The 23,193-nt window shown below is 71.4% G+C and carries 16 protein-coding genes; 10 read left to right on the top strand and 6 right to left on the bottom strand.

Features of this window, described 5'->3' with window-relative positions:
- Nucleotides 1-3: 3 nt before the first annotated feature.
- The 3 genes from QNO09_RS16690 to QNO09_RS16680 all read right to left on the bottom strand — a co-directional run bounded on the left by QNO09_RS16690 (nucleotide 4) and on the right by QNO09_RS16680 (nucleotide 2,445).
- Nucleotides 4-666 (bottom strand): DUF5701 family protein, encoded by a 663-nt coding sequence (locus QNO09_RS16690; protein ID WP_283970967.1) that lies wholly within the window; start codon nucleotides 664-666, stop codon nucleotides 4-6.
- 298 nt (nucleotides 667-964) lie between these two features.
- Complete coding sequence (locus QNO09_RS16685; protein WP_283970966.1) at nucleotides 965-1,801, bottom strand: alpha/beta fold hydrolase; 837 nt, start codon at nucleotides 1,799-1,801, stop codon at nucleotides 965-967.
- Nucleotides 1,802-1,992: 191 nt separating this feature from the next.
- Nucleotides 1,993-2,445 (bottom strand): Lrp/AsnC family transcriptional regulator, encoded by a 453-nt coding sequence (locus QNO09_RS16680; protein WP_283970965.1) that lies wholly within the window; start codon nucleotides 2,443-2,445, stop codon nucleotides 1,993-1,995.
- Between the two features lie 111 nt (nucleotides 2,446-2,556).
- Between QNO09_RS16680 and QNO09_RS16675 the strand changes: the two genes are divergently transcribed.
- The 4 genes from QNO09_RS16675 (at nucleotide 2,557) to QNO09_RS16660 (ending at nucleotide 9,420) form a co-directional block, all read left to right on the top strand.
- Nucleotides 2,557-3,183, top strand: a complete 627-nt coding sequence (locus tag QNO09_RS16675; RefSeq protein WP_283970964.1) for a LysE family translocator — start codon at nucleotides 2,557-2,559, stop codon at nucleotides 3,181-3,183.
- Nucleotides 3,184-3,487: 304 nt separating this feature from the next.
- The gene (locus QNO09_RS16670; protein ID WP_283970963.1) at nucleotides 3,488-5,890 is read left to right on the top strand and encodes a SpoIIE family protein phosphatase; all 2,403 of its coding nucleotides are present in this window, start codon (nucleotides 3,488-3,490) and stop codon (nucleotides 5,888-5,890) included.
- Nucleotides 5,891-6,050: 160 nt separating this feature from the next.
- Nucleotides 6,051-7,364: an ATP-grasp domain-containing protein gene (locus tag QNO09_RS16665; RefSeq protein ID WP_283970962.1), complete on the top strand. Its 1,314-nt coding sequence runs from the start codon at nucleotides 6,051-6,053 to the stop codon at nucleotides 7,362-7,364.
- Nucleotides 7,365-7,380: 16 nt separating this feature from the next.
- Nucleotides 7,381-9,420: a CocE/NonD family hydrolase gene (locus QNO09_RS16660; protein WP_283970961.1), complete on the top strand. Its 2,040-nt coding sequence runs from the start codon at nucleotides 7,381-7,383 to the stop codon at nucleotides 9,418-9,420.
- Nucleotides 9,421-9,426: 6 nt separating this feature from the next.
- Here the strand turns inward: QNO09_RS16660 and QNO09_RS16655 are convergent, their stop codons facing one another.
- Complete coding sequence (locus tag QNO09_RS16655) at nucleotides 9,427-9,573, bottom strand: hypothetical protein (RefSeq protein ID WP_283970960.1); 147 nt, start codon at nucleotides 9,571-9,573, stop codon at nucleotides 9,427-9,429.
- A 208-nt stretch (nucleotides 9,574-9,781) separates the two neighbouring features.
- Here QNO09_RS16655 and QNO09_RS16650 point away from each other — a divergent pair, with 208 nt between their 5' ends.
- Complete coding sequence (locus tag QNO09_RS16650; protein WP_283970959.1) at nucleotides 9,782-10,186, top strand: DUF779 domain-containing protein; 405 nt, start codon at nucleotides 9,782-9,784, stop codon at nucleotides 10,184-10,186.
- Nucleotides 10,187-10,336: 150 nt separating this feature from the next.
- Here the strand turns inward: QNO09_RS16650 and QNO09_RS16645 are convergent, their stop codons facing one another.
- Nucleotides 10,337-10,969 carry a chorismate mutase gene (locus tag QNO09_RS16645; RefSeq protein ID WP_283970958.1) on the bottom strand — a complete coding sequence of 211 codons (633 nt, stop codon included), beginning with the start codon at nucleotides 10,967-10,969 and terminating at the stop codon, nucleotides 10,337-10,339.
- A 307-nt stretch (nucleotides 10,970-11,276) separates the two neighbouring features.
- Here QNO09_RS16645 and QNO09_RS16640 point away from each other — a divergent pair, with 307 nt between their 5' ends.
- From QNO09_RS16640 to QNO09_RS16620, 5 genes are all read left to right on the top strand, one after another.
- On the top strand, nucleotides 11,277-14,189 hold the full coding sequence (locus QNO09_RS16640; protein WP_283971016.1) for a glycosyl hydrolase 115 family protein: 2,913 nt from the start codon (nucleotides 11,277-11,279) through the stop codon (nucleotides 14,187-14,189).
- A gap of 310 nt (nucleotides 14,190-14,499) precedes the next feature.
- Nucleotides 14,500-15,984 (top strand): cytochrome P450, encoded by a 1,485-nt coding sequence (locus QNO09_RS16635; RefSeq protein WP_283970957.1) that lies wholly within the window; start codon nucleotides 14,500-14,502, stop codon nucleotides 15,982-15,984.
- On the top strand, nucleotides 15,968-16,975 hold the full coding sequence (locus QNO09_RS16630; protein WP_283970956.1) for a (-)-alpha-amorphene synthase: 1,008 nt from the start codon (nucleotides 15,968-15,970) through the stop codon (nucleotides 16,973-16,975). Before QNO09_RS16635 ends, QNO09_RS16630 begins: the two co-directional genes overlap by 17 nt.
- A gap of 206 nt (nucleotides 16,976-17,181) precedes the next feature.
- Nucleotides 17,182-20,091, top strand: a complete 2,910-nt coding sequence (locus tag QNO09_RS16625; RefSeq protein WP_283970955.1) for a helix-turn-helix transcriptional regulator — start codon at nucleotides 17,182-17,184, stop codon at nucleotides 20,089-20,091.
- 200 nt (nucleotides 20,092-20,291) lie between these two features.
- A complete protein-coding gene (locus QNO09_RS16620; RefSeq protein ID WP_283970954.1) occupies nucleotides 20,292-21,368 on the top strand; it encodes an SGNH/GDSL hydrolase family protein in 1,077 nt (358 codons plus the stop codon).
- 27 nt (nucleotides 21,369-21,395) lie between these two features.
- On the opposite strand, the gene QNO09_RS16615 is transcribed toward QNO09_RS16620, so the two are convergent.
- Nucleotides 21,396-22,877: an MFS transporter gene (locus QNO09_RS16615; RefSeq protein WP_283971015.1), complete on the bottom strand. Its 1,482-nt coding sequence runs from the start codon at nucleotides 22,875-22,877 to the stop codon at nucleotides 21,396-21,398.
- Nucleotides 22,878-23,193: the final 316 nt, after the last annotated feature.

Here is a 23,193-nt window from a genome sequence, read left to right as displayed (position 1 = left end):
GCCTCAGCCCCGGCGCCCCGTCGCGGAGGCGAAGCCCAGCCAGGTGTGCCGGTTGTTCCACCAGCACCAGCCGACCTTGGGGGCGTTGCGCCGCTCGCGGCCGTCCCGGCCGGTGCCGTTGCTGATCCAGATCGCCGGGGTGCGGGCGTCCAGGGTGCCGTTGGGCTTGCGCAGCCGGGAGCCGATGGTCATGAAGCAGAGGTTGCGTTCCAGGGCCTCTGGCTGCTGGAGCACCCAGTGGATGCCCTCGGTGAGCACCAGAGGGGTGCGGCCACACTCGGTGAGGGCGGGCAGCGCCTCGTCCGGGGACCAGTTGGCCATGTGGTCGCCGCGGTCGATGCCGGTGACGACGTAGAGCGGGGCGTCGGGCAGTTCGACGGCGCAGGGGGTGAACTCGTCGATGTCCGGCATGTCGACGACGACGAAGCCCGGCTTGCCGTCGCGGCGGAGCAGCGGCGCCAGGGCGGAGGCGGGGGCCAGGTCCGGGCGCACGGCCAGCAGCGCACCGTCACCGTCGGCCCCGGCCCCGGCGGCGAAGGTGCGGATCTCGTCGGCGGACAACCCGGCCCTCTCGTGCACCCCCAGCTCGATCAGACGCTCGGCCTGCGTGCTCAGTGCCGGGAGTGCGGGCAGGACGGTGGACGTGTCGGGCGTGGTGTCGGGCACGATGCTCCCTGGGTCGGCGGCGTGGGCGGATTCGGGCGTGGCGAGGTCAGGCGCGGGCGGATTCGGAGGTGGGTGAACTCAAGGGCAACGCGCCGGTGTTGCGGAACGTTCCCGATCCGCCGTGTCCGTCTTCCCGCCGCCGGACGGGCCGTGGAGTTCCGCACGTCGAGGCGGAGGGCGACGGCAGTTCTTCTGCCCGGACATCGTCGAGGCCGGCAGGCGGGAGCCGCTACCCGGCCTCGAGGATGTCAGCGTGCCGCCCCGGGGCGGTCCAGGAGGAAGCGGAGGGAGAAGCCGGTCACTTCGCCAGGAAGGCGAGCAGCGCCGAGTTGACCTCCTCCGCGTGGGTCCAGAGCAGGCCGTGCGGGGCGCCCTCGATCTCCACGTAGTCCGCGGCCGGGAGAGCCGTGCGGAACCGGCGCGCGGTCCCCTCCACGGGCAGGATGCGGTCGCCGGTGCCGTGCAGGATCAGCGCGGGCACGTCGATCGCCGGGATGTCGGCGCGGAAGTCGGTGTACCAGGTCGCGGGCGCGGCGGACGCGGCGAAGAATCCTCCGCGCGCGGCGACGTGCCAGCTGTTGCGGACGGCCTCCTCGCTGATGCGGGTGCCGAGGTTCTCGTCGAGGTTGTAGAAGTCCTTGTAGAAGTCCGTGTAGTAGGCGTAGCGGTCGGCCTTCACCGCCGCGACGACCCCGTCGAAGAACTCCTTGGGGGCGACCCCGTCCGGGTTGTCGTCGGACTTGAGCAGGCAGGGTTCCAGGGAGGCGAGGAAGGCGACCTTGGCGACCCGGTCCGAGCCGTACCGGGACACGTACCGGGCGACCTCGCCAGTGCCCATCGAGAACCCGACGAGAACGGCGTCCCGCAGGTCCAGGGTCTCCATCACGGTGTTCAGGTCGGCCGCGAAGGTGTCGTAGTCGTAGCCGGTCGTCGGCTGGGCGGACTGCCCGAAACCGCGCCGGTCATAGGTGATCACGCGGTGACCGGCGGCGAGCAGCACGGCGCTCTGCCGCTCCCAGGAGTGCCCGTCGAGTGGGAAGCCGTGGATGAGGACGACCGGCTGCCCGGATCCGTGGTCCTCGTAGTACAGGTCGATGGCGGTGGAGTTCTCCTGGCCCACGGTGATGAACGGCATGTGCTGCTTCCTCGTTTCCGAGCGGCTGACGCAAGGGACCCGGCCACGCTAAACCTTCCGGGGGCGTGGCGGCTGCCCCGCAACGCGCCGGTTGTCGACCGGTGGCGCACATGCGGCCGGTGATCCTCCGCGCGGGGTACGTGCCGGCCCGCGCCTCCTGCTCCGGCTCCCGGATCGCCGGTGCGAGTCGGTCACTCCGGCAGCGGGCGGTCGTCGACGACGTGCTTCATGACGAGCGTGGAGTTGAGGCGCTGGACGCCGGGGAGCCGGGCGAGTCGCTGGTCGTAGAGCTGCTGGAAGGCGCCCAGGTCGGTGGTGGCGACGCGCAGGAGGTAGTCGGGGTCGCCGAACAGGCGCTGGGCCTGGAGCACGTGCGGGACGGCGGCCACGGCCTCTTCGAACGCGGAGACCGTGTCGGCGTCCTCCCAGCGCAGGGTGACGAATACCAGGGCTTCGAAGGTGAGGCCCACGGCGGCCGGGTCCACCACCGCGCGATATCCGCGGATCGCGCCCTCGCGTTCGAGATCGCGCAGTCTGCGGTGGCAGGGCGAGACGCTCAGTTTCACGCGGGCGGCCAGCTCGGTCACGGTGAGACGGCCGTCCAGCTGCAGCTCGGTAAGAATCTTCCGGTCCAGGGCATCCATGGAGAAGATTCTGCCCCAGATCACGCGATCAAGGAGTAAAGAAGGGAACACCTTCGGCCATATCCGGCCTAGCCTTCCTCTCGCACCACGGCATGTGAGAGGGAACGTTCGATGGACACGACCACGCTGGCGGCCTTCCTGGCGGTGGATCTGCTGCTGATCTTCACCCCCGGCGCGGACTGGGCCTACGCGATCACGGCGGGGTTGCGGGACCGGTCGGTCGTACCGGCGGTCGCCGGGCTGGTCGCCGGATACGCGGGGTACACCCTGCTCGCGGTCGCGGGCCTGGTGGTGATCGTGGCGAGCTCGGGGACGCTGCTCACCGCGCTGACCGTGGCCGGATCCGGCTACCTGGTGTGGCTCGGCTGGGGGGTGCTGCGGCAGCCGGTGACCCTGACGGCCGCCGGGGCCGGGCCGGGATCCGGGAGTTCCTCCCGGGTGCGGGTCATGCTCAGGGGAGCGGGTACCAGCGGGTTGAACCCCAAGGCCCTGCTGCTCTACTTCTCCCTGTTCCCCCAGTTCATCGACCCCGCGGGTGTCTGGCCGGTCGCCGGCCAGACCGGCCTGCTCGGCCTGCTGCACATGACCGCCTGCGCCGTCGTCTACCTCACCGTGGGGATCCTCGCCCGCACGGTCCTGGGGACCAGGCCCTCCGCGGCCCGGGCGGTGACCCGCGCCTCCGGCGTCCTGATGATCGTCATCGGCGGCTTCCTGCTGGTGGAAGGCCTCGCAGTCTGACGGCCCCGAGCGGGCCTCTGCGCCACCCCCATCTGGCGCCTGGCCCCGACCGTCTGCCCGACATGGCGGGCCACGTCGACGAGCACGGGCCCCGCATCGAGGCGGTCGTGGCGGGCGAGCCGGAGCAGGCGGCGTGCCTCGCCCGGGGCACGCCGAGGGGCTCGGGCGGGCGATCCGCGCGGTCGGCTGAGCGTCTTCGCCGGTCACCGCGGTGGCGCACGGCAGACGCGCCGCAGCGGGTCGGTAGCGGGACAATCGGTGCAGGGAATCGTGAGCGGGCAGAGGCGGCACATCCGGAGGCACCGTGGAGGGACGCGTACCGGAGGACTTGGCGGTGGTCGTCGACGCCGACGGGGCGATCATGGTGTGGAGCGACGGTGCTCGCCGCCTGCTCGGATACGAGCCCGCCGAGATCGTGGGCAGGCCCGTCGGCGACCTGCTCGCCGCCCGGCTCCCGGAGTCCACGCGGCGGCACGCGGCCGAGGGGCGGCGCTGGGCCGGTGAGGTGGCGCTGTGGCACCGGGACGGCAACCGGGTGGTGGTCCGGCTGCAGGGGACGCCGCTGCTGGACGCGCAGGGCAGGCGGCTCTGGCTCGTGACCGGCACCGTTCCGGCGTACACGGCCGCGCGGGTCGACCGCGCGCCCCTGCCCCTGTGGGACCTCACGCTCGCCCGGCTCCCCGTGCCGGTGGCGGTCTACGACCGGGACGCCCGGCTGGTGGCGGCCAACGAGAGCATGACGGAGGTGATGGGCAGGTCCGAGGAGGAGATGAAGGGCCTGACCCTGTGGGAGATCGAGCCGAACCCGCCCTTCGACGCCTACGACCGCCTCCAGCGGGAGGTCCTGCGCACCGGCGAGATGGTCTTCCACGAGGAGCACGGCAAGGCCCCGGGCGAGATCCGGCCGCACGCCTGGTCGATGTTCATGTCACCGCTGAAGGACGAGACCGGCGCGGTCCTGGGTATGTCGGCGACCGTGTTCGACACGACGGAGCAGTACTGGGCCCGCCGCCGGCTGGCGGTGCTCAACGAGGCCAGTCTGCGGATCGGAAGCACCCTGGACGTGACCCGGACCGCCGAGGAGATGGCCGAGGTGGCCGTCGCCGGGGGGTTCGCGGACTTCGTCACCGTGGATCTGCTGGAGTCCGTCGCCCTGGGCGACGAGCCGGCACCGCTGCCGCCCGACACGCCGGTCACCCTGCGGCGCACCGCGCAGCGGTCGGTGCTGGAGGGCTGCCCGGAGTCGGTGGTGGCCTCGGGCGCCACGACCCGATACCCGGCGGGGGCACTTCCCCTGCGGACCCTGACCGCCGGCCGGGGCGCCCGGCACCGGCCGGGGGACCCGGAGCTGCGGGAGTGGCTCACGGCCTCCCCCGGGCGCGCCGAGTCCGTGTCCAGGCACCTGATCCACTCCGTGATGATGGTGCCGCTGCGCGCCCGCGGCGTGACCCTGGGCCTGGTGCACTTTCTGCGTCACCGGACCCCGGACCCGTTCAGCGAGGACGACCTGGTGCTCGCGGAGGACATCGTCGCCAGGGCGGCGGTGAGCGTCGACAACGCCCGTCGCTTCACCCGGGAACGCCGCACGGCCCTGGCGCTCCAGCGCAGCCTGCTTCCCGACCGGCTCCCGCGGCTCGCGGCGATGGACCTCGCCTACCGCTATCTGCCGACCGGGGCCGGAGCGGACCTCGGGGGCGACTGGTTCGACGTCATCCCGCTGTCCGGTGCCCGCGTCGCCCTGGTCGTGGGCGACGTGGTGGGCCACGGCATCCACGCGTCGGCCACGATGGGCCGGTTGCGGACCGCCGTACGGACCCTCGCGGACGTGGATCTCGCCCCCGACGAACTGCTCACCCAGCTGGACGATCTCGTCATCCGCCTCGACCGGGAGGAGGGCCCGGAGGCGCGCGGGTCGGAGGAGGCGTCGGGGCAGGTCGGCGCCACCTGCCTGTACGCCGTGTACGACCCGGTGTCCCGGCGCTGCACCATGGCCCGTGCCGGGCATCCGCCGCCCGCGCTGGTCACACCGGACGGCGACGTACGCTTCCTCGACGTTCCGGCGGGGCCGCCGCTGGGCCTGGGAGGCCTGCCGTTCGAGGCCGTCGAGGTGCAACTGGAGGAGAACAGCCTGCTCGCCCTCTACACCAACGGTCTGATCGAGGCGGGCGGCCACGACATCGAGATCGGCACCGCCCTGCTCCGCCGGGCCCTGGGCAGCCCCGCCGCCACGCTGGAGGAGACCTGTGATCGGGTGCTGAGCACCCTGCCGGCCGGCCGGCCCACCGACGACATCGTGCTGATGCTGGCGCGCACGGCCGTGCTCGACGCCGGGAAGGTCCGCACCTGGCAGCTGCCTCCGGACCCCGCGGCCGTGGCCCGGGCCCGCAAGATGACGGGCGAGCAGCTGGCCGAATGGGGGCTGGCCGAGGCGGAGTTCGCCACCGAACTGATCGTCAGCGAGCTCGTCACCAACGCGCTCCGCTACGGTGGCGCCCCCATCGAGCTACGGCTGATCCGCGATGCGACCCTCATCTGCGAGGTGTCCGACGGCAGCAGCACCGCGCCGCATCTGCGCCGGGCCCGGGTCTTCGACGAGGGCGGACGGGGCCTGCTGCTCGTCGCCCAGCTCGCCGAACGGTGGGGCACCCGCCAGACCCCCACGGGCAAGACCATCTGGACGGAACAGTCCTTGCCGACCGGGGTGTGAGCCGAGCGCACGCGGGTCGGGGGTGTCCGGGTCGCGACGGGCATGTTCCCCGGCGTCCGGTACGGGCGAGGTGTCCGGAGCGGCATGCCCGCAGGTAGGAGGGGTACCCCGACGATCTTGCAAGTCGGCCCTCGGGCCGTACGTCGTCGGAAGGAGAGCCGTGTCTGACGAGACGGTGAAGAACGTCTTCGTGATCGGGCTCGACGAGGCCAATCTGCCCACGCTCCAGCAGGTCCCGGGAGCCGACGGGTTGCGCTTCCACCAGCTGCTGACGATCGAGGAACTCCAGGTCGGCGAAGTGCACCTGCCCTCGCTGCTCGACAAGGCGCAGGGCGTGCTCGACGCGTTCGACGGCAGCATCGACGCGATCGTGGGCTACTGGGACTTCCCGGTCAGCACCCTCGTCCCGATGCTGAGCGAGCGCTACGGCACCCGCAGCACCAGCCTGGAGTCGGTGGTCAAGTGCGAGCACAAGTACTGGAGCCGGCTGGAGCAGCAGAAGGCCACCGACCGGCACCCGCGCTTCGACCAGGTCGACCTGTCGGCCGACCCGCCGCGCCCGCCGGAGAACGTGACCTTCCCCATGTGGCTCAAGCCCGCCCTCTCGTACTCCTCCGAACTCGCCTTCGGAGTGGATGACGATGAGGAGTTCCGCAAGGCCGTCGCCGAGATCCGCGAGGGCATATCGCGCATCGGCCGCCCCTTCGAGCACATCCTCGAACGCATCGACCTGCCGCCGGAGATGGACGGCGTGGGCGGCCGGGTCTGCCTCGCCGAGGAGGCGATGTCCGGCGTCCAGGTCGCCGTCGAGGGCTACGTCCACCGGGGCGAGGTGACCGTCTACGGGGTCCTGGACTCCATCCAGTACCCCGACTCCCCCTGCTTCCTGCGCCACCAGTACCCCTCGATGCTGCCGCCGCCGGTCATCACACAACTGCACGACGTCAGCGAGCGGGTGATGCGGCAGATCGGGATGGACTCGGCCACCTTCAGCATCGAGTACTTCTACGACCCGCGGACCCAGGAGATCAACCTGCTGGAGATCAACCCCCGGCACTCCCAGTCGCACGCGGAGCTGTTCCAGTACGTCGACGGCGTGCCCAACCACCACTGCATGGTCAGCCTCGCCCTCGGCGAGGACCCGCGCATGCCGCACCGCGAGGGCTCGTACGCGATGGCCGCGAAGTGGTACCACCGCTGGTTCACCGACGGTGTGGTGAACCGGGTGCCGAGTCCGGAGGACATCGCCCGCATCGAGCGGGAGACCCCGGGCGTGCGCATCGAGGTGATCCCCGGGGCAGGCGAGAGGCTCTCGGACCTTCCCGGGCAGGACAGTTACAGCTACGAACTGGCGCACATCTACACCGGTGGAGCCGACGAGGCGGATCTGCGGAAGAAGTTCGACCACTGCGTGGCCGCCCTGGGCCTCTCCTTCGAGGACGCCCCGTCCGAGGCCGAAACCACGCGCAAGTGAGGAGCACGCCACTTTCATGCGTTACGTGACCAACCTGCCGTACGAGACGAAGGAAGAGGAGCACGTCACGATCCCGATGTCCGACGGGGTCCGGCTCTCCGCGCACATCTGGCGCCCCACCTCGTCCGACCAGGAGCCGGTGCCGGCGGTGCTGGAGTACATCCCGTACCGCAAGCGCGACCTGACCGCCGTACGCGACTCGATCCACCACCCCTACCTCGCCGGGCACGGCTACGCCTGCGTCCGTGTCGACCTGCGCGGCACCGGTGACTCGGAGGGCGTGCTGCGCGACGAGTACCTGGAACGGGAGCAGGCGGACGCCGAGGAGGTCCTGGCCTGGCTGGCGGAGCAGCCCTGGTGTGACGGCGGCACGGGCATGATGGGCATCTCCTGGGGCGCGTTCGCGGCGCTCCAGGTGGCGGCCCGCCGGCCGCCGAGCCTGAAGGCCATCGCCATCGCCTCGTTCACCGACGACCGGCACGCCGACGACATGCACTACATGGGTGGCGCCCTGCTGTCGGACAACCTCGCCGAGGCGGGCACCATGTTCGCCTACGGCACCTGCCCGCCCGACCCGTCCGTGGTCGGCGACCGCTGGCGCGAGATGTGGCACGAGCGGCTGGAGAACACCGAGCCCTGGGTCCTGCCATGGCTGCGCCATCAGCGGCGCGACGCCTACTGGCGGCACGCCTCGGTGTGCGAGGACTACTCCAGCGTGCGCTGCCCGGTCCTGGCCTCCAGCGGCTGGGCGGACGGCTACTCCAACGCCGTGACGCGGCTGCTCGGCAACCTGGACGTGCCCCGCAAGGGGCTGATCGGGCCCTGGTCGCACAAGTTCCCGCACCTCGGGGAGCCCGGTCCCGCGATCGGCTACCTCCAGGAGCTCGTGCGGTGGTGGGACCACTGGCTCAAGGGCGTCAACAACGGCGTCATGGACGGTCCGATGCTCCGGGCGTGGATGCAGGACAGCGTGCCGCCCTCCACCTCCTACGAGGAGCGGCCGGGCCGCTGGGTGGGCGAGCCGGACTGGCCGTCCCCGCACATCCGGCCCGTCACGCACCCGCTCACCCGGCACACGATCGGGCCGCCGCGGGACGCGGCGGCCCGGGCGCCCGAGGGCGGTGAGGCGATGACCGTCCGGTCGCCGCTGTCGGTCGGGCAGTTCGCGGGCAAGTGGGCCTCCTACAACGCGCCGCCGGACCTGCCCTACGACCAGCGGGAGGAGGACGGCGGTTCGCTCGTCTTCGACACCGAGCCGCTGACCGAGCCGGTGGAGATCCTCGGCTCGCCGACCGTGGAACTCGACCTGTCGGTCAGCGAACCGGTCGCCCTGGTGGCCGCGCGGCTGTCCGACGTGAGCCCCGACGGCGCCGCGACACGCGTCTCGTACGGCATTCTCAACCTGACCCGGCGTGACAGCACCGAATCTCCCGAGCCGCTGGAGCCGGGCCGGCGCTACCGGGCCACCCTCCCGCTGAACGGTGTGGCGCAGGCGTTCCCGCCGGGCCACCGCATCCGGCTGTCCCTGTCGACGTCCTACTGGCCGCTGGCCTGGCCGGCGCCCAAGCCGGCCCTGCTCAGCGTCCACGAACACACCAGCACGCTCACCCTGCCGGTGCGGCCGGTGGACGAGCCCGACGAGGTGCCCTCGTCCCCCTTCGGCGAGCCCGAGGGCGCTCCCCCGCTCGCCATGACCCAGGTGACGCCCCCGGAGGAGCGCTGGGAGGTCAAGCGGGACCTGATCGGCTACCACTCCGAGCTGGACATCGTGAAGGACCGGGGCACGGTCCGCTTCGAGGACATCGGCCTGGAGGCCGGCCGCCGCGCCCACGAGCGCTACACGGCGGTCGCCGACGATTTCACCTCGGTCGGCGGCGAGACCACCTGGACCATGCGGTTCCGGCGGGACGACTGGGACGCGACCGTGGTCACCCACACCCGGCTCACGTGCGACGAGACGGACTTCTTCGTCGACGCGACCCTCGACGCGTACGAGGCGGACCGGCGGGTCTTCTCCCGTACCTGGAACGAGCAGGTCCCCCGCGACCTGCTGTAGGCCGCCTCATCCCAGCCGGGCGGCGCACCAGCGGAAGTGCCCGTCGTGCGGACCCATGCCGAAGAGGTCGTACGTGATGAGGGCGTAGGCCCTCTGGTAGAGGGCCGGCACCTCTTCGGCATGGCCCGGTTCCCGGGCGAAGAGACGGCTCAACTCGGCTGCGTGATGGGCGGCTTCGGACCCTTACATGCCCCAGACACCGAGTCGCCGGCGCGTGACGACGCCTGCCTCAGACACCGCGCGGGGCGGGCGCGGGCAGGTGCCGCGTCCGCCTTGTGGTCCCCGCGGGTACGGCGGCGGATACTGGAGGACTCGCGATACGGACCGGCTTCCGGCCCACCGTCACCGCCAGGAGGACCAGATGACCCTGCGCACAGGACGTGTCGAACTGACCTCCGCCGCCGAGGAACTGCTGCGGCGGCTGACCGCGACGCACGGGCCGGTGATGTTCCACCAGTCCGGCGGTTGCTGCGACGGCAGTGCCCCGATGTGCTACCCGCGCGGCGAGTTCCGGGTCGGCGCCTCGGACGTCCTGCTCGGGCACGTGGCCGCAGACACCCCGTTCTGGATGAGCGCGGACCAGTTCACGTACTGGTCGCACACCCACCTCACCGTGGACGTGGTCCCGGGCCGCGGCAGCGGCTTCTCGCTGGAGGCTCCGGAGGGTGTCCGCTTCCTGCTCCGTTCCCGCCTCCTCACCGACGAGGAGCTGCGCCGCCTGGAGTCGGAACCGCCGCTGCCCAACGGGGCGGACCACACCCCCTGAGGTCGGTCCGTGCACACGTCCCGGGCCTCCGGTCATGTCGACGCTTCCCGTGCGGCCGTCTACCGGGCGCTGGTGAGCGCGGGGGGGCGATCGCGGGTTCACGAATCCGGCCCGGCGCGTCGAGAGCGGCGGCCCCGTCTGAGCGGCGGGCTACCAGGCGTAGGCGCACACCGACGGCAGCGCCCGTCCGAGTCCCCTCAGATGCAGGGCGTCGAGCCGGTGGCTGTGCGCGGACCAGCCGGCTGCCGCGGCCAGGCGCGGACCGCACGACGGCACGGCCCGGGTCCGCTCCGTCTCCCGCAGCGCGGCCAGCAGCAGAGTGGTGATGCGGTCCAGGGCCGGCCGGACCTCCTTGACGAGGTCAGGGCGTTCGGTGGGGCGCTCGCCCGGATGTGCGTCCCAGCGGGCGTAAAGACCGCGCTGCACCAGCTTGTTCGCCTCGATCTGGTTCCGGAACACGGCGGCCACGGCCTCCGGATCGAGCCCCGTGCCGGCCGCCCTGGCCCGGACGTCGGCCAGGATCTGCGCCTCGCGCACCGGGTCGTCGATCGGCGTGGCGGTGCCGTACTTGGCGGCGGCGACCTTGTCGGCCAGCAGCAGCCGCTGGGCGAACAGGTCGGTCAGCGGGGTGAAGCCGTGGGCGGCGGCCGTCCCGCGGGCGGCGGCGGGGGCGGGCCGATGGACGTCGGCGGCGGCCGGTCCGGCCCCGGCGAGGGCCAGGGAGACCGCCGCGGCGACGGTGGCGGGGACGGTGAAAGCGGACCGCAGGAATGGAGAGCGCACCAGATGTGACCTTCCGTGGGGGCGAGGCGGGCGACAACCTACCGATCCTTCTCCGTACGCGCGACGGCACCACCGTCCGCCGTGACGGCCACTCCTGACCCATCGCCCACATCTGGACGCCCTCATGAGGCCTCGCCTAAGGTGCAGCAGCAAGCGCTTTCTGACCTGCTCATGCCACCCCCCTGTGCGCGCAGCCCCGCCGACGGCCGGACGTTGGAGCCGCCGTGGGGCCGGCGCGGAAAGGCAGTGCCCAGTGCCCCAGAAGCCGTCGTTCCCGTCCGTCACCCGCAAGTCCTTCTTACGGGGCATGGCGGCCGCGGGTGCCGCTCCCCTGCTCCCCGTCACCGCCGCCGAAGCCGCGGCGCCCTCGGTCCACCGCCCCGACTTTCCCCTGCTCCGGGACGGCACCGCCGTGGACGTGTTCGTCGACGCGGCGGACGACGCCGCCGTCGTCCGCGCGGCCGGCGACCTCCAGGCGGACGTGGAGCGCGTCGGCGGCGTGCGACCGGGGCTCCTGCGCACCGTGCCGCCCCGCGCCGAACTGCTGGTCCTGGTCGGGACGATCGGCGCGAGCCCGGTGATCGACCGCCTCATCGGTCAGGGACGACTGGACGTCTCCCGGGTGAAGGGCCGCTGGGAGGCATCCGTCACCCAGGTCGTGGACCGCCCACTGCCCGGCGTGGGACGCGCCCTGGTCATCGCCGGAAGCGACCGCCGCGGCACGGTCTACGGCGTCTACGACACCTCGGAACGCATCGGCGTCTCGCCCTGGTACTGGTGGGCCGACGTTCCGGTGGCCCGCCGCGACACGGTGACGGTCCCGGCCGGCCCCTTCGTCCGCGGGGAACCCGCCGTGCGCTACCGGGGCGTCTTCATCAACGACGAGCAGAACCTCACCACCTGGTCCCACCGCACCCAGGAGCCGGACAAGAACATCGGCCCCAGAACCTACGAGCGGGTCTTCGAGCTGCTGCTGCGCCTCAAGGCCAACTACCTCTGGCCCGCGATGCACCCCTACTCCGACTTCTTCAACAAGCACCGCGAGAATCCCGAACTGGCCGACCGCTACGGCATCGTGGTCGGCTCCAGCCACCCCGAGGCCATGCTGCGCAACGGCGTCCACGAATGGCAGCCGTGGGCGGAGGAGCACCGGGCCGAGGACGGCACGCCGCCCGTCTACGACTACACGGTGAACCCCTCCGTCATCTCCGGCTACTGGCGGGCGCGGGCCCGTCAGAACGCCGCCTACGAGAGCAGCTGGACGATCGGCATGCGCGGTCTGCACGACTCCGCGCTGGAGACGAAGCACGCCACCACCGTCCCGGAGAAGGTGCTGGTGATGAACGACATCATCGCCGACCAGCGCCGCATCCTGGCCGAGGAGGTGGGCCCGGCGGCCGAGCCCCAGATCTTCATCCCGTACAAGGAGGTCCTGGAGCTGTACAACGCGGGCGTCCGGGTCCCCGAGGACGTCACGCTGATCTGGCCGGACGACAACCACGGCAACATGCGCCAGCTCCCGGACGACACCGAGCGACGCCGCCCCGGCGGCAACGGCATCTACTACCACCTCTCCTACTGGGGGCGCCCCCGCAGTTATCTGTGGCTGGACACCACGCAGTTGAGCAAGGTGTGGCAGGAGTTGCGCCGGGTCCACGAGCACCAGGTGGACCGCATGTGGATCTTCAACGTCGGTGACATCAAGTCGATCGAGACGGGGCTGTCCTTCTGCCTGGACATGGCCTGGGACGTGAACCGCTGGGGCCCCGAGAACGTCGAGGACTTCCTCGTGGAGTGGGCCGGGCGCCAGTTCGGCCGGAGGTACGGCTCGGAGATCGCCGCCATCCGCACCGAGTACTACCGCCTGGCGGCGGAGCGGCGCCCGGAGTTCACCGACCGGGCGGTCTTCTCGACGGTGCATCACGGTGACGAGGCGGGCCGCCGCATGACGGCTTACGAGCAGTTGCTGGACCGTGCGCGGCGGCTCGGCGCGAAGCTGCCCGAGGCCTACCGGGACGCCTACTACGAGCTGGTCGAGTACCCCGTCCACGGGGCCTGGTTGATGAACCTCAAGTACTACTGGGCGGACCGCAACGCCCTCGCCGTCCGGCAGGGCCGCGGGGCGGGCACGAACCGCTTCGCGGACCTGGCCGAGGCGGCACACGCCGAGGAGCAGGCAATCACCCGGCGCTACAACACCGAGGTCGCGGGCGGGAAGTGGGACGGCATCGTCAACCCGTACCCCTCCGAGATCCCGAAGGCGCCGGGCCGCCCGGCCGTGACCAGGATCCCCCGCCGGGAGACAGCGGGCCTGGGCCTCGCCTCCGAGGGCAACGAGACGGGGACCGACCGCCCCTTGTCCTTCTCGTCCTACACCCGCGACCGCCGTTTCGTGGACGTCTTCAACACCGGCTTCCTGCCGCTGGACTGGCGGGCCGAGCCGAGCGCCCCCTGGGTCCGGCTGAGCACGACGGGCGGTGAACTCACCGACCAGATCCGGGTATGGGCCGAGATCGACTGGACGCGGGCGCCGGAGGGCACGCACCGTCCCGTGCTGACCTTCACCGGCGCGGACCGGAGCATCGAGGTGCCGCTGCTGGTGGTCAACGACGGGGAGCGGGCACGGCGGCGCGTCCGCGGCTTCGTCGAGGCCCACGGCCATGTGTCGATCGACGCCGCCCACTTCGACCGGGAGCTGCCCCGCGGCGGCGCGCGGTGGCGGGTCGTGCGCGGGCTGGGCCGGCGTACGGCCGCCGTCGAGGCGGTCCCGACGACGGCCCCGCCGATCACCGAGGACCTCACCGTCCGGTCTCCGGAGCTGCGGTACCGCATCCGCTTCGCCACGGCCGGAACGTTCCCGGTGACGGTGTTCCGGCTACCCTCCCTCGACGAACGCGGCAAGCGGCGCGTCGCGGTCGCCCTCGACGACCAGCCCCCGACGGTCCTGTCGGGTCAGGCGATCGCCACCGGCAACCGGGGCGACGCTTGGGCCCGCAACGTGGAGGAGGGCATCGAGAAGCTGACGGCCCGGGTGACCGTCGCGGAGCCCGGTGAGCATGTACTGAGGGTGTTCATGGTGGATCCGGGGATGGCGGTGGACCAGATCGTGATCGACACGGGTGGTCTGCCCGCGAGTCATCTCGCCCCTCCGGAGAGCTACCACGGCGTCTTCAATCCCGGCCCCGCCGTCGCACCGGGCGTGGCGGCGCAGGACCGATAAGCCGGTCGTCGGCAGCCGTCTGGCCGGCCTCGGACCGCAATTTCATGTCCATGCCAGACGTCTGCCGCGATCCCGCGTTCTTCAGGGGCACTGACGGGAACACAGTTTTCTGCGTGCACGGAAAAACAACAAAAACTGACTCCATGCAGCAACTGTGATGCGCCGAACACCCCTCCGTGCATCCGTGCGCCCCTGCGGAGACAGGATTCGGCGAGCCGCAGGCAGATTCCACTGGGCAGGACATGAGGCGAGCGTCAATTCGGTGCGACCGCATCGCAATTCCGTATGCCAACTGAGGCAGGTGGTTTCGATGATCGGCTCCGTTTCCGGGCCAGCCCGGGATTGGACAGTGGGCACTGCTCCAGGCATATTCCCATTCATCGGCCACGGTATCGACTTGGCCCGTCGACCGCTGGCCTTTCTGAATTCTTTGCCCGAACACGGGGATCTGGTCGAGATACGCCTGGGTCCGCAGCGTGCCTGGATGGCGTGTCACCCGGACCTGGTCCACCAGGTGCTCATGGACCCGCGCACCTTCGACAAGGGCGGTCCGCTCTACGACAGGTTACGGACGCTGCTGGGGGACGGCGTCGGCACCTGCCGCCATCAGGATCACCGGCGCCAGCGCAGGCTGCTCCAGCCCGAGTTCCGCAAGGCCCGCGTCGCCGACCACGTGCGCCTGGTGGGCGAGGAAGTGGAGTCGATGTGCCACGCGTGGCGGGCCGGGCAAGCGGTCGACATCAGCGCGACCATGCTGGACCTGTCCACACGTGTGGTCAGCCGCGTCCTCTTCTCCGACTCGCTCGGCACCGCGACGGCCGCCGAGATGCGTAGGTGCCTGGCCACCGTGGTCCGCGGCATGTTCGTCCGGACGGTGATGCCGGTCGACGCCCTGTTCCGTGTTCCCACGTCGGCGAACCGGCGCTACCGGCATGCTTCCGACCGCCTGCGCGCGATCGTCGACGCGGCCATCGCCAGGCGTCGGCGAGACTCTCCCCACGACAACCGCGACGATCTGCTCGGAACCCTGCTGGCGGCCACGCGGGCCGACGGCGGCGGAACGCCGATCACCGACCGGGAAGTCCACGGCCAGGTGATGACTCTCATGTTCGCCGGCGCCGAGAGCACCGCGCTGTGCCTCTCCTCCGCCCTGGAACTCCTGGGGCGGCATCCCGAGGAGGAACGCCGCCTGCACTCCGAAGTCGACGCCGTGCTCGCGTCAGGGCAGCCGCCCGGCTCCGACGAACTGCCACGCCTCGTCCGCACCCGGTGCATCCTCACCGAGACCCTTCGCCACCGCCCGCCCGGCTGGCTCTTCACCCGCGTCACCACTCAGGAGACGGAGCTCGCCGGACACCGTCTGCCGAAGGGCGCCACCGTCATGTTCAGCCCCTACCTCCTGCACCACGACCCCACCTTGTTCCCCGACCCCGATCGCTTCCTCCCCGACCGCTGGTTGCCCGGGCAGGCCGTCGCGGTTCCGCCCGGGGCGATGATCCCGTTCGGTGCGGGCAGCCGGAAATGCATCGGAGAGACACTCGCCCTGACGGAGGCCACGGTGGCCGTCGCGTTCATCGCCCGCCACTGGCGGCTGCGTCATCTGCCCGGCCACACCGAACAGCTGCACCCCGCGGCGTCGTTGGGGCCGAGGGGATTGGTGATGGTCAGCGAACCGCGAGCGGGGCGGCCGGTGGGCACACCGCCTCGGGCGGACTCCCGCGTTCCCGGGACAACAGCCGTACCCGTCGTCCACGACTCCCGAACGGCAGGTGGCAACGATGTCCGCGACGCATGAGGAAGTCACGCTCGCCGCGCAATACGCAATACAGGTCGTCGATCTGAGGGAAATGATCGACGCGAACCTCTACATGCCCTTCCCCTTCCAGCGCAGTCCCCACGCGTCCGAAGCGGCGGCGGGCGTCGAGGAATGGCTGAGCACGTGGGGGCTGACCGACAACCCGGCGGTGGCGGCCATGATCTCCTGCACACGCCCCGCCGAACTCGCGGCCTGCAACAGTCCGACCATGGACGCCGGGCTCCTCCAGATCGTGGCCAACCAGATCGCCTACCAGTTCATCTACGACGACCGTGCGGAGGACGTCGGCCGGCACACGCCGGGCCGGCTGCTGCCCATGCTGTGCGAGAGCATCGCGATCCTGCGGGACGACCAACCACCCACCACCCCGCTCGGGGCGGCCCTGGCCGACCTCCATCGACAGGTACGCGAGCGGTGCACACCCGCTCAGGCCGCACGGTGGGCCTGGAACAGCCGAGAGTACGTCCACGGCCTGCTGTACGAAGCGGTGGCCCAGAACCATCCCGCCCCGGTGGGAAGCGGGCTGTGCCGGTCCGTACGCTCCCTCATCGCGGGCGTCGAGCCGTTCTACCCGCTGTGCGAGGCCGCGCAGCCGTGCGAACTGACCCCGGAGGAGATCCATCACCCTGTCATGCGGCGCCTGACCCGGCTGTCGGCCGACGCGGCGGTGTGGATACCCGACCTCTTCTCCGCGGTGAAGGAACAGCGGACGGGCGGCCTGATCAACCTCGCCCTCGCCTACCGGCGGACACACCGGTGCTCCTTGCCGACGGCCGTCGCGCTCGCCACACGGCACATCAACAGCACGATCCGCGAGTTCGAGCGGCTCTACGGTGAGTTCAGGCCGGAGTTGACCCCGTCCGGAGTCGGCTACGTGGAGGGCATGGCCGGCTGGATCCGCGGTTGCTACTTCTGGTCCCGCACCGTACCCAGGTACGCGGACGCGTTGGCGGCATCGCCCGTGCTCTGATCCGCTGCCCGACCGGTCGTTCCCACCACAGGGTCCCGAGAAGGGCGGAAACACAGCAGACTACCCGAAAGGCTGAGGCTCGAACCACTCCCGCGGGAAATTCACCCGCTTCGCCTATCTCCACTTCCGACCCGGCCAAGGGGCGTGCACCAAGGCGTACGCTCGCCCCGTCCGGCGGGGAGCAACCACAGGAAGTGGTAGACCACATGGCCCATGGGCTGCGGCAACCGATCAACGAACACCGGCCACTCCTCGAACGTGACGAGGAACTCCGAGCCGGCGACCACGCGTTGGCGCGGCTCCGCGACACGGTCGACGGCGTGCCCCAGGTACCGCGCGGTGGGTTTCTCGCTTTCACCGGTGAGGCCGGGCTGGGCAAGACGACACTCATCGCGGCGGTGCGCGCCCGCGCCGCCGCCCTCGGGTTCACCGTGTTCTCCGGCAAGGGCGGCGAGAACGAGCAGGGGATGGCGTTCCGCGTCGTCCGCCAGGCCATGCAGCCCATCCTGGCCAGGATGAGCGAGACGGAGCGCCGGGCTTTCCTGAGCAGTTGGTACGACATCGTCGGCGCCGCGCTCGGTCTCGAGGCGACGGACCCCGCTCGGATCCCGGACCCGACCGGAGTACGCGACGGCCTCGACTGGGTCATGACGCGCCTCACGATGTTGAACTCGCCTGTCGTGCTGCTCCTGGACGACCTGCACTGGGCCGATGCCGAATCCCTCGACTGGCTCGCCTCCTTCGCGCCCCGGGTCGCGAACCTCCCGCTGCTGATCGTCGTCGGCTACCGGCCCGACGAACTTCCGTCCGACGCGACCTCTTTCCGCACGCTCGTCGAGCGCCACGAGCAGCGCCCGCACGTGCTGTCACCGCTCGGCGAGGCCGGTGTGGCGCGGATCATCAGGGACGAAGTGGGTGAGGAAGCCGAGGACGAGTTCTGCGGCGCGTGCTGGACGGTCACCAACGGAAGCCCCTTCGAGGCCGTCGAACTGGCCATCCGGCTCCGTGAGCGGAAGGTGAGGGGCACCCAGGAGGAGTTGCCCGTGATGCGGGACCTCGCCGCCGCGGTCAAGGGCCCCGGCCTGATCGAGCGCCTCAAACGCCTCGGCCCGGGCACCGTCCGCTTCGCGTGGGCCGGCGCCGTCCTGGGTGGGTCCTTCTCCCCGGAGGTCGCCGCCGACCTCGCGGTGGTCGGCAGGGAGGAGGCCTTCGAGGCGGCCGAGAAGCTGCGCGTCCGCCGCGTCCTCGCGGACGCCGACGAGTCCGCGGGCAACCTGGAGTTCGTCCACCCGCAGATCGCCACGACGATCTACCGCGACATCCCACCGGCCCTGCGCGTCGGCATGCACAACGCGGCCGCCCATGCCGCCCAGGCGGTCGGGGCCGACCCCACTGTCGCCGCCCGGCACCTGCTGGAGGTTCCCTGCGACGGCCGGCCCGAGGCGGTCGCGTGCCTGCGCGCCGCAGCGCGTGAGTACCTGCGCGCCGGGGCCCCGGAGGCCGCCCGACGCGTGCTGACCCGGGCGCTGCGGGAACCGCCCCCTGCCGAGGACCGCGCCGCCCTGCTCCACGAGCTGGCCTGCTCGACGTTCCTGATCGAGCCCACGGCCACGGTCAGCCATCTCCGGGAGGCGCTGACGGAGCCGGGAATCGATCCCGACCTGCGCGCCGCCATCGTCTACCGGCTGACTCAGGCGCTGGCCCACACCGACCGGATGACCGAGGCCGCGACCGTGGCCGCCGACGAGGCACGGCGCGCCACCAACGCGCGCGTCAAACTGCGCATGCAGGCCGATCACTTCGTATGGAGCGCGTTCCGCGCCGACGAACCCGACTCGTCCGCCCGCTCGCGGCGGCTGGCACGGCTGGCCGAAAAGCTTCCCGGCCGCAGTCTGGAGGAGCGCTACATCCTCGGACTGCGGGCGTGGGACGCCCTCGTGCGCGGCGAGCCGCGGCACACCGCCCTCGGGTATGCCGATGAGGCCCTGCGCGGCGGGATGAGCTGGACCGACGAGAACCGCGGCTTCGAGGTGCCCGCGGCGGTCGCCCTGCTGTTCATGTACTGCGACCAGCCACGGCGGGCCGAGGAACTCTTCGCCGAAGGCATGGCCGAGTGCGAGCACATGGGGTGGCGCGGCTCCCATCTGGCGCAGGGCCAGACGCTGCTGGGTTACATCCGCTACCGCCGCGGCTTCCTGCCCGAGGCGGAAGAACTCGTCCGGGCCGGGCTGCACACCGCCGAGCGCGTCGAAGGGGCGGTGCCCGCCCAGTGGTTCGCCATCGGCATTCTCATCCAGACCCTGCTGGCCCGTGGGCGCACCGGTGACGCGCGCCGACTCGCCGACAGCTACCACTACGGCGACGTGGTCCCCAACGCCGTCATCTTCCCCGATCCCCGCACGGTGTACGCCGACCTGCTCCTGGCGGAGGGGCGACTCACGCAGGCGGCGCGGCTGTTGTCCAAGGTCGGGGACGGGCTGGAGGGGCGGGACTGGCGCAACCCGGCGTGGTGCCCCTGGCAGTTGGGACTGGCCTCGGCCCTTGCCCGCACCGCCCCTGACGAGGCGGCCCGCCATGCCCAGGACGCCGTCAAGCGCGCCCGGGACTTCGGTGCGGCGTCCGCGATCGGCCAGGCGCTGCACGTCCAGGCGGAGGTGACGGGCGGGCAGGCCGCACTGGATCTGCACACGCAGGCCGTGGACCATCTGGAGCGGTCGCCCGCCGCGTACGAACTGGCCCGCGCCCTGGTGGGCCACGGCGCCGCTCTGGCCCGCAACGGTCGTCTGCACGACGCCGCCGACCGGCTCTACCAGGGCCTGGAGGGTGCGGTGCACTGTGGCGCCGAGGGTCTGGCCGCCCGGGCCAGGCGGGAGCTCTCCGCGGCGGGACTGCGCCCGCTGCCCCTGCGTTACGCGCAGACGGACATGCTGACGGCCCAGGAGCGCAGGGCCGCCGAGATGACGGCCCTGGGGCACCCGGTATCGGTGGTGGCGAAGGACCTGCGGCTCACCGAGCAGGGCGTACGGCACCTGCTGTCCGCCGTGTACCGAAAACTCGGCACGGACGCATCCGGCCTTCCCGAGGCCCTGTCGAGCCATCCCCGACACGGGCGGTGACGGCCGGGAGCCCGGCCCCCAACCCGGCCCGCAGCCATGGGCGGGTTTACGGCACCACCCGGCCGTACGGCGATCGGACCACCTCAGCGGCCCTCCCCCTTCCATACCGTCCGCTGTCTTGACGCTGAACCGTTTCACTGCTTCCCTCGAAAGGCTGCTGATGGGAGCGCTCCCACTCCACCCCACGTGAAGGGAACCCCGTGCAGACCATCCCCCACACCTTCCCGAGACGTTTCCTGCCGACCTTGCTGGCGGCCGCGCTCATGGCCTGTCTGCTGTCCTGGGCCGGCTCGCCCGCGCAGGCCGCCCTCGGCGGTACCGCCACGGCGAAGGCCGCCGCCCCCGGGCAGCCCGGTGATCCGAACATCAAGTTCGTCGGCCGCTGGGACACCACCAGCTCCGCCACCGCCTACACCCCGTACTGGGCGGGCGCGTACTACCGGGCCGGCTTCACCGGCCGCACGGTCAAGCTGAAGCAGCGGGGCACGATCGACCTGTGGGCGCGGATCGACAACGGCCCCGTGAGGTTCTACGACGACGTCAAGGGGACGGTGAACCTGACCCCGACGGCCCTGTCCCCCGGCAACCACACCCTCCAGGTCAACTACCAGGTGGTGGCCGGGTCGTACCGGGGGGACGCCGTCTTCCAGGGACTGGTCCTGGACAGCGGCGCGACGACGTTCGCCCCACCGGCCCCGGCGAAACTGGTCGAGTTCGTCGGTGACTCCATCACCGTGGGCACGACGAGTTCGCAGAACGCCCGTACCGCGTACGGCTGGCTGATCGGTGAGCGGCTGGGCGTCGAGCACACGCGGATCGCCCAGGGCGGGGCGTGCCTGGTGGCCGCGGCGGACGGATGCGTGGGACTGGAGCGGCAGTTCACCAAGCTCAACCCGAACGCGGCGACGCCCGACTGGAACTTCTCGCGCTACCGGGCCGACGCGGTCGTCATCAACCTCGGCACCAACGACGTCGGACACGGGGTGTCTTCGGCACAGTTCCAGTCGGCGTACAGCAGTCTGCTGCGCAAGGTCCGGTCCGCGTATCCGCAGGCGTGGATCTTCGCGCTGGAGACGTTCCGCGGGCGGTTCGTCCCGCAGACCGAGGCCGCGGTGAAGTCCGCCGTCGCCGGTGGTGACGCGCGGGTCTCCTTCGTCGACACCACGGGCTGGCTGGGATCGGGCGACCTGACGGACTCGGTGCATCCCAACGACCGGGGGCACCGGGTCATCGCCGACCGGCTGGCGCCGGTCATCGCGGCGCGGATCGGGTCGTAGCGGCCCTGAAGGGCGCGGGGGCGGGCCTCACATCGCACCGGGGCCCGCTCCTCCCTTGAGGCGTTCCAGGTCCGAGGGCCGGACCTGGATGACGACCAGGGCGATCAGCGCGGCGACGACGGTGAAGATCGCCGCCATGATGAAGGCGGCCGAGACGCCGGCGGTGAGGATCTCGTCGGACCAGGGTTTGGGCAGTTGCTCGGTGCGTTGGAACCGGATGCGTTCGGCCGGGGTCGCCTGCCGGAAGAAGTCCGGAACCTGCTTGTCCGCCTCGTTGATGCTGGCCGTGCCGTACATCGTGACCAGAATGGACAGGCCGAGGGAGCCGCCGACCTGCTGGGTGGCGTTGAGGAGCCCGGAGGCCGCACCGGTCTCCGGTGTGGGCACGTCGGACAGCGCCATGAGAGTCAGGGACACGAACTCCATGCCCATGCCCAGACTGAAGACGAGCATCGGGCCGAGGACGCTGCCCGCGTAGGTGGAGTGCACGTCCGTCAGGGTCAGCCAGCTCAGGCCCACTGCCGCCAGGATCGCGCCCACCACCATGAACGGCTTGGGCCCGTAGACGGGCAGGAACCGCGAGGCCAGTCCGGCGCCGACGGCGATGACCGCGCTGACCGGCAGGAAGGCGAGGCCCGCCGCGAGCGGGCTGAACCCGAGCACGTTCTGCACGAAGAGGGTGAGGAAGAAGAACATGCCGAAGATGGCGGCGGCCAGGCACAGCATGATGCCGTAGGTGCCCGCGCGGTTGCGGTCGGCGAACATGTGCAGCGGTGTGATGGGCTGTTTCGAACGCCGCTCGATCGCGATGAAGACCGCCAGGATCACGACCGCTCCGGCGAACGAGGCGAGCGTGAGCGGGTCCCGCCAGCCCTCCTGCGCGGCTCTGATGAAGCCGTAGACGAGCAGCACCATGCCCACGGTGGAGGTGAGGGCGCCGGTGACGTCGAAGCGCCCGGGGTGGCGTTCGGACTCCCTGATGTAGCGCGGTGTGGCGAGCACGATGAGCAGGCCGATGGGCACGTTGACGAACAGCACCCACCGCCAGTTCAGCCACTCCACCAGCATGCCGCCGGCGAGCAGGCCGATCGCTCCGCCGCCGGCCGAGACCGCGGCGAAGACCCCGAAGGCGCGGTTGCGTTCCGGCCCCTCGCGGAAGGTGGTGCTGATCAGGGCGAGGGCGGTCGGGGAGGCGATGGCGCCACCGACGCCCTGCAGGGCGCGGGCGCCGAGGAGTTGGCCGGCGTTCTGGGCGAATCCACCGAGCAGGGAGGCGAGTACGAAGAGCAGCACGCCGAAGACGAAGACCCGCCGCCGTCCCAGGATGTCTCCGGCCCGGCCGCCGAGCAGGAGCAGACCGCCGAAGGTGAGGGTGTAGGCGTTCACCACCCAGGACAGGCTCGTGGTGGAGAACTCCAGCGAGCTCTGGATGTGCGGCAGCGCGATGTTCACGATGGTGATGTCGAGGACCACCATCAACTGGCAGGAGGCGATGACGAGCAGCGCCATCGCGTTTCCGCCACCACCGGGCTTCTTGGTGGTGGTCGCCTGTGGTGAAGCCGGCTGCGGGCTGCTGCCTGCGGTGTCCACCGTTCGACGGTACGCCCGGCTCCCCCGCCCCACCACTCGATCACCGTCGGCCTCCACGGGCGCCTCGCGGGGGCCTGCGGCCGGGTGCGCGGGGCGACCGGTCGGGCTGTCGCCCGGACCGAAACGCGCGAGGCCCTGCCTCCCCCGCGCCAGGCCCGGCGTCCCCGCCTCAAGCCCTGCGTCCGTCCCCCGCTCCGGGCCTCGGGCTCCGGGCCCTGACGCAGGAACGGCCGGG

This window comes from Streptomyces sp. 378 (assembly GCF_030124145.1).
GTDB lineage: Bacteria > Actinomycetota > Actinomycetes > Streptomycetales > Streptomycetaceae > Streptomyces.
This window is presented reverse-complemented; position numbering and strand designations above follow the sequence as displayed.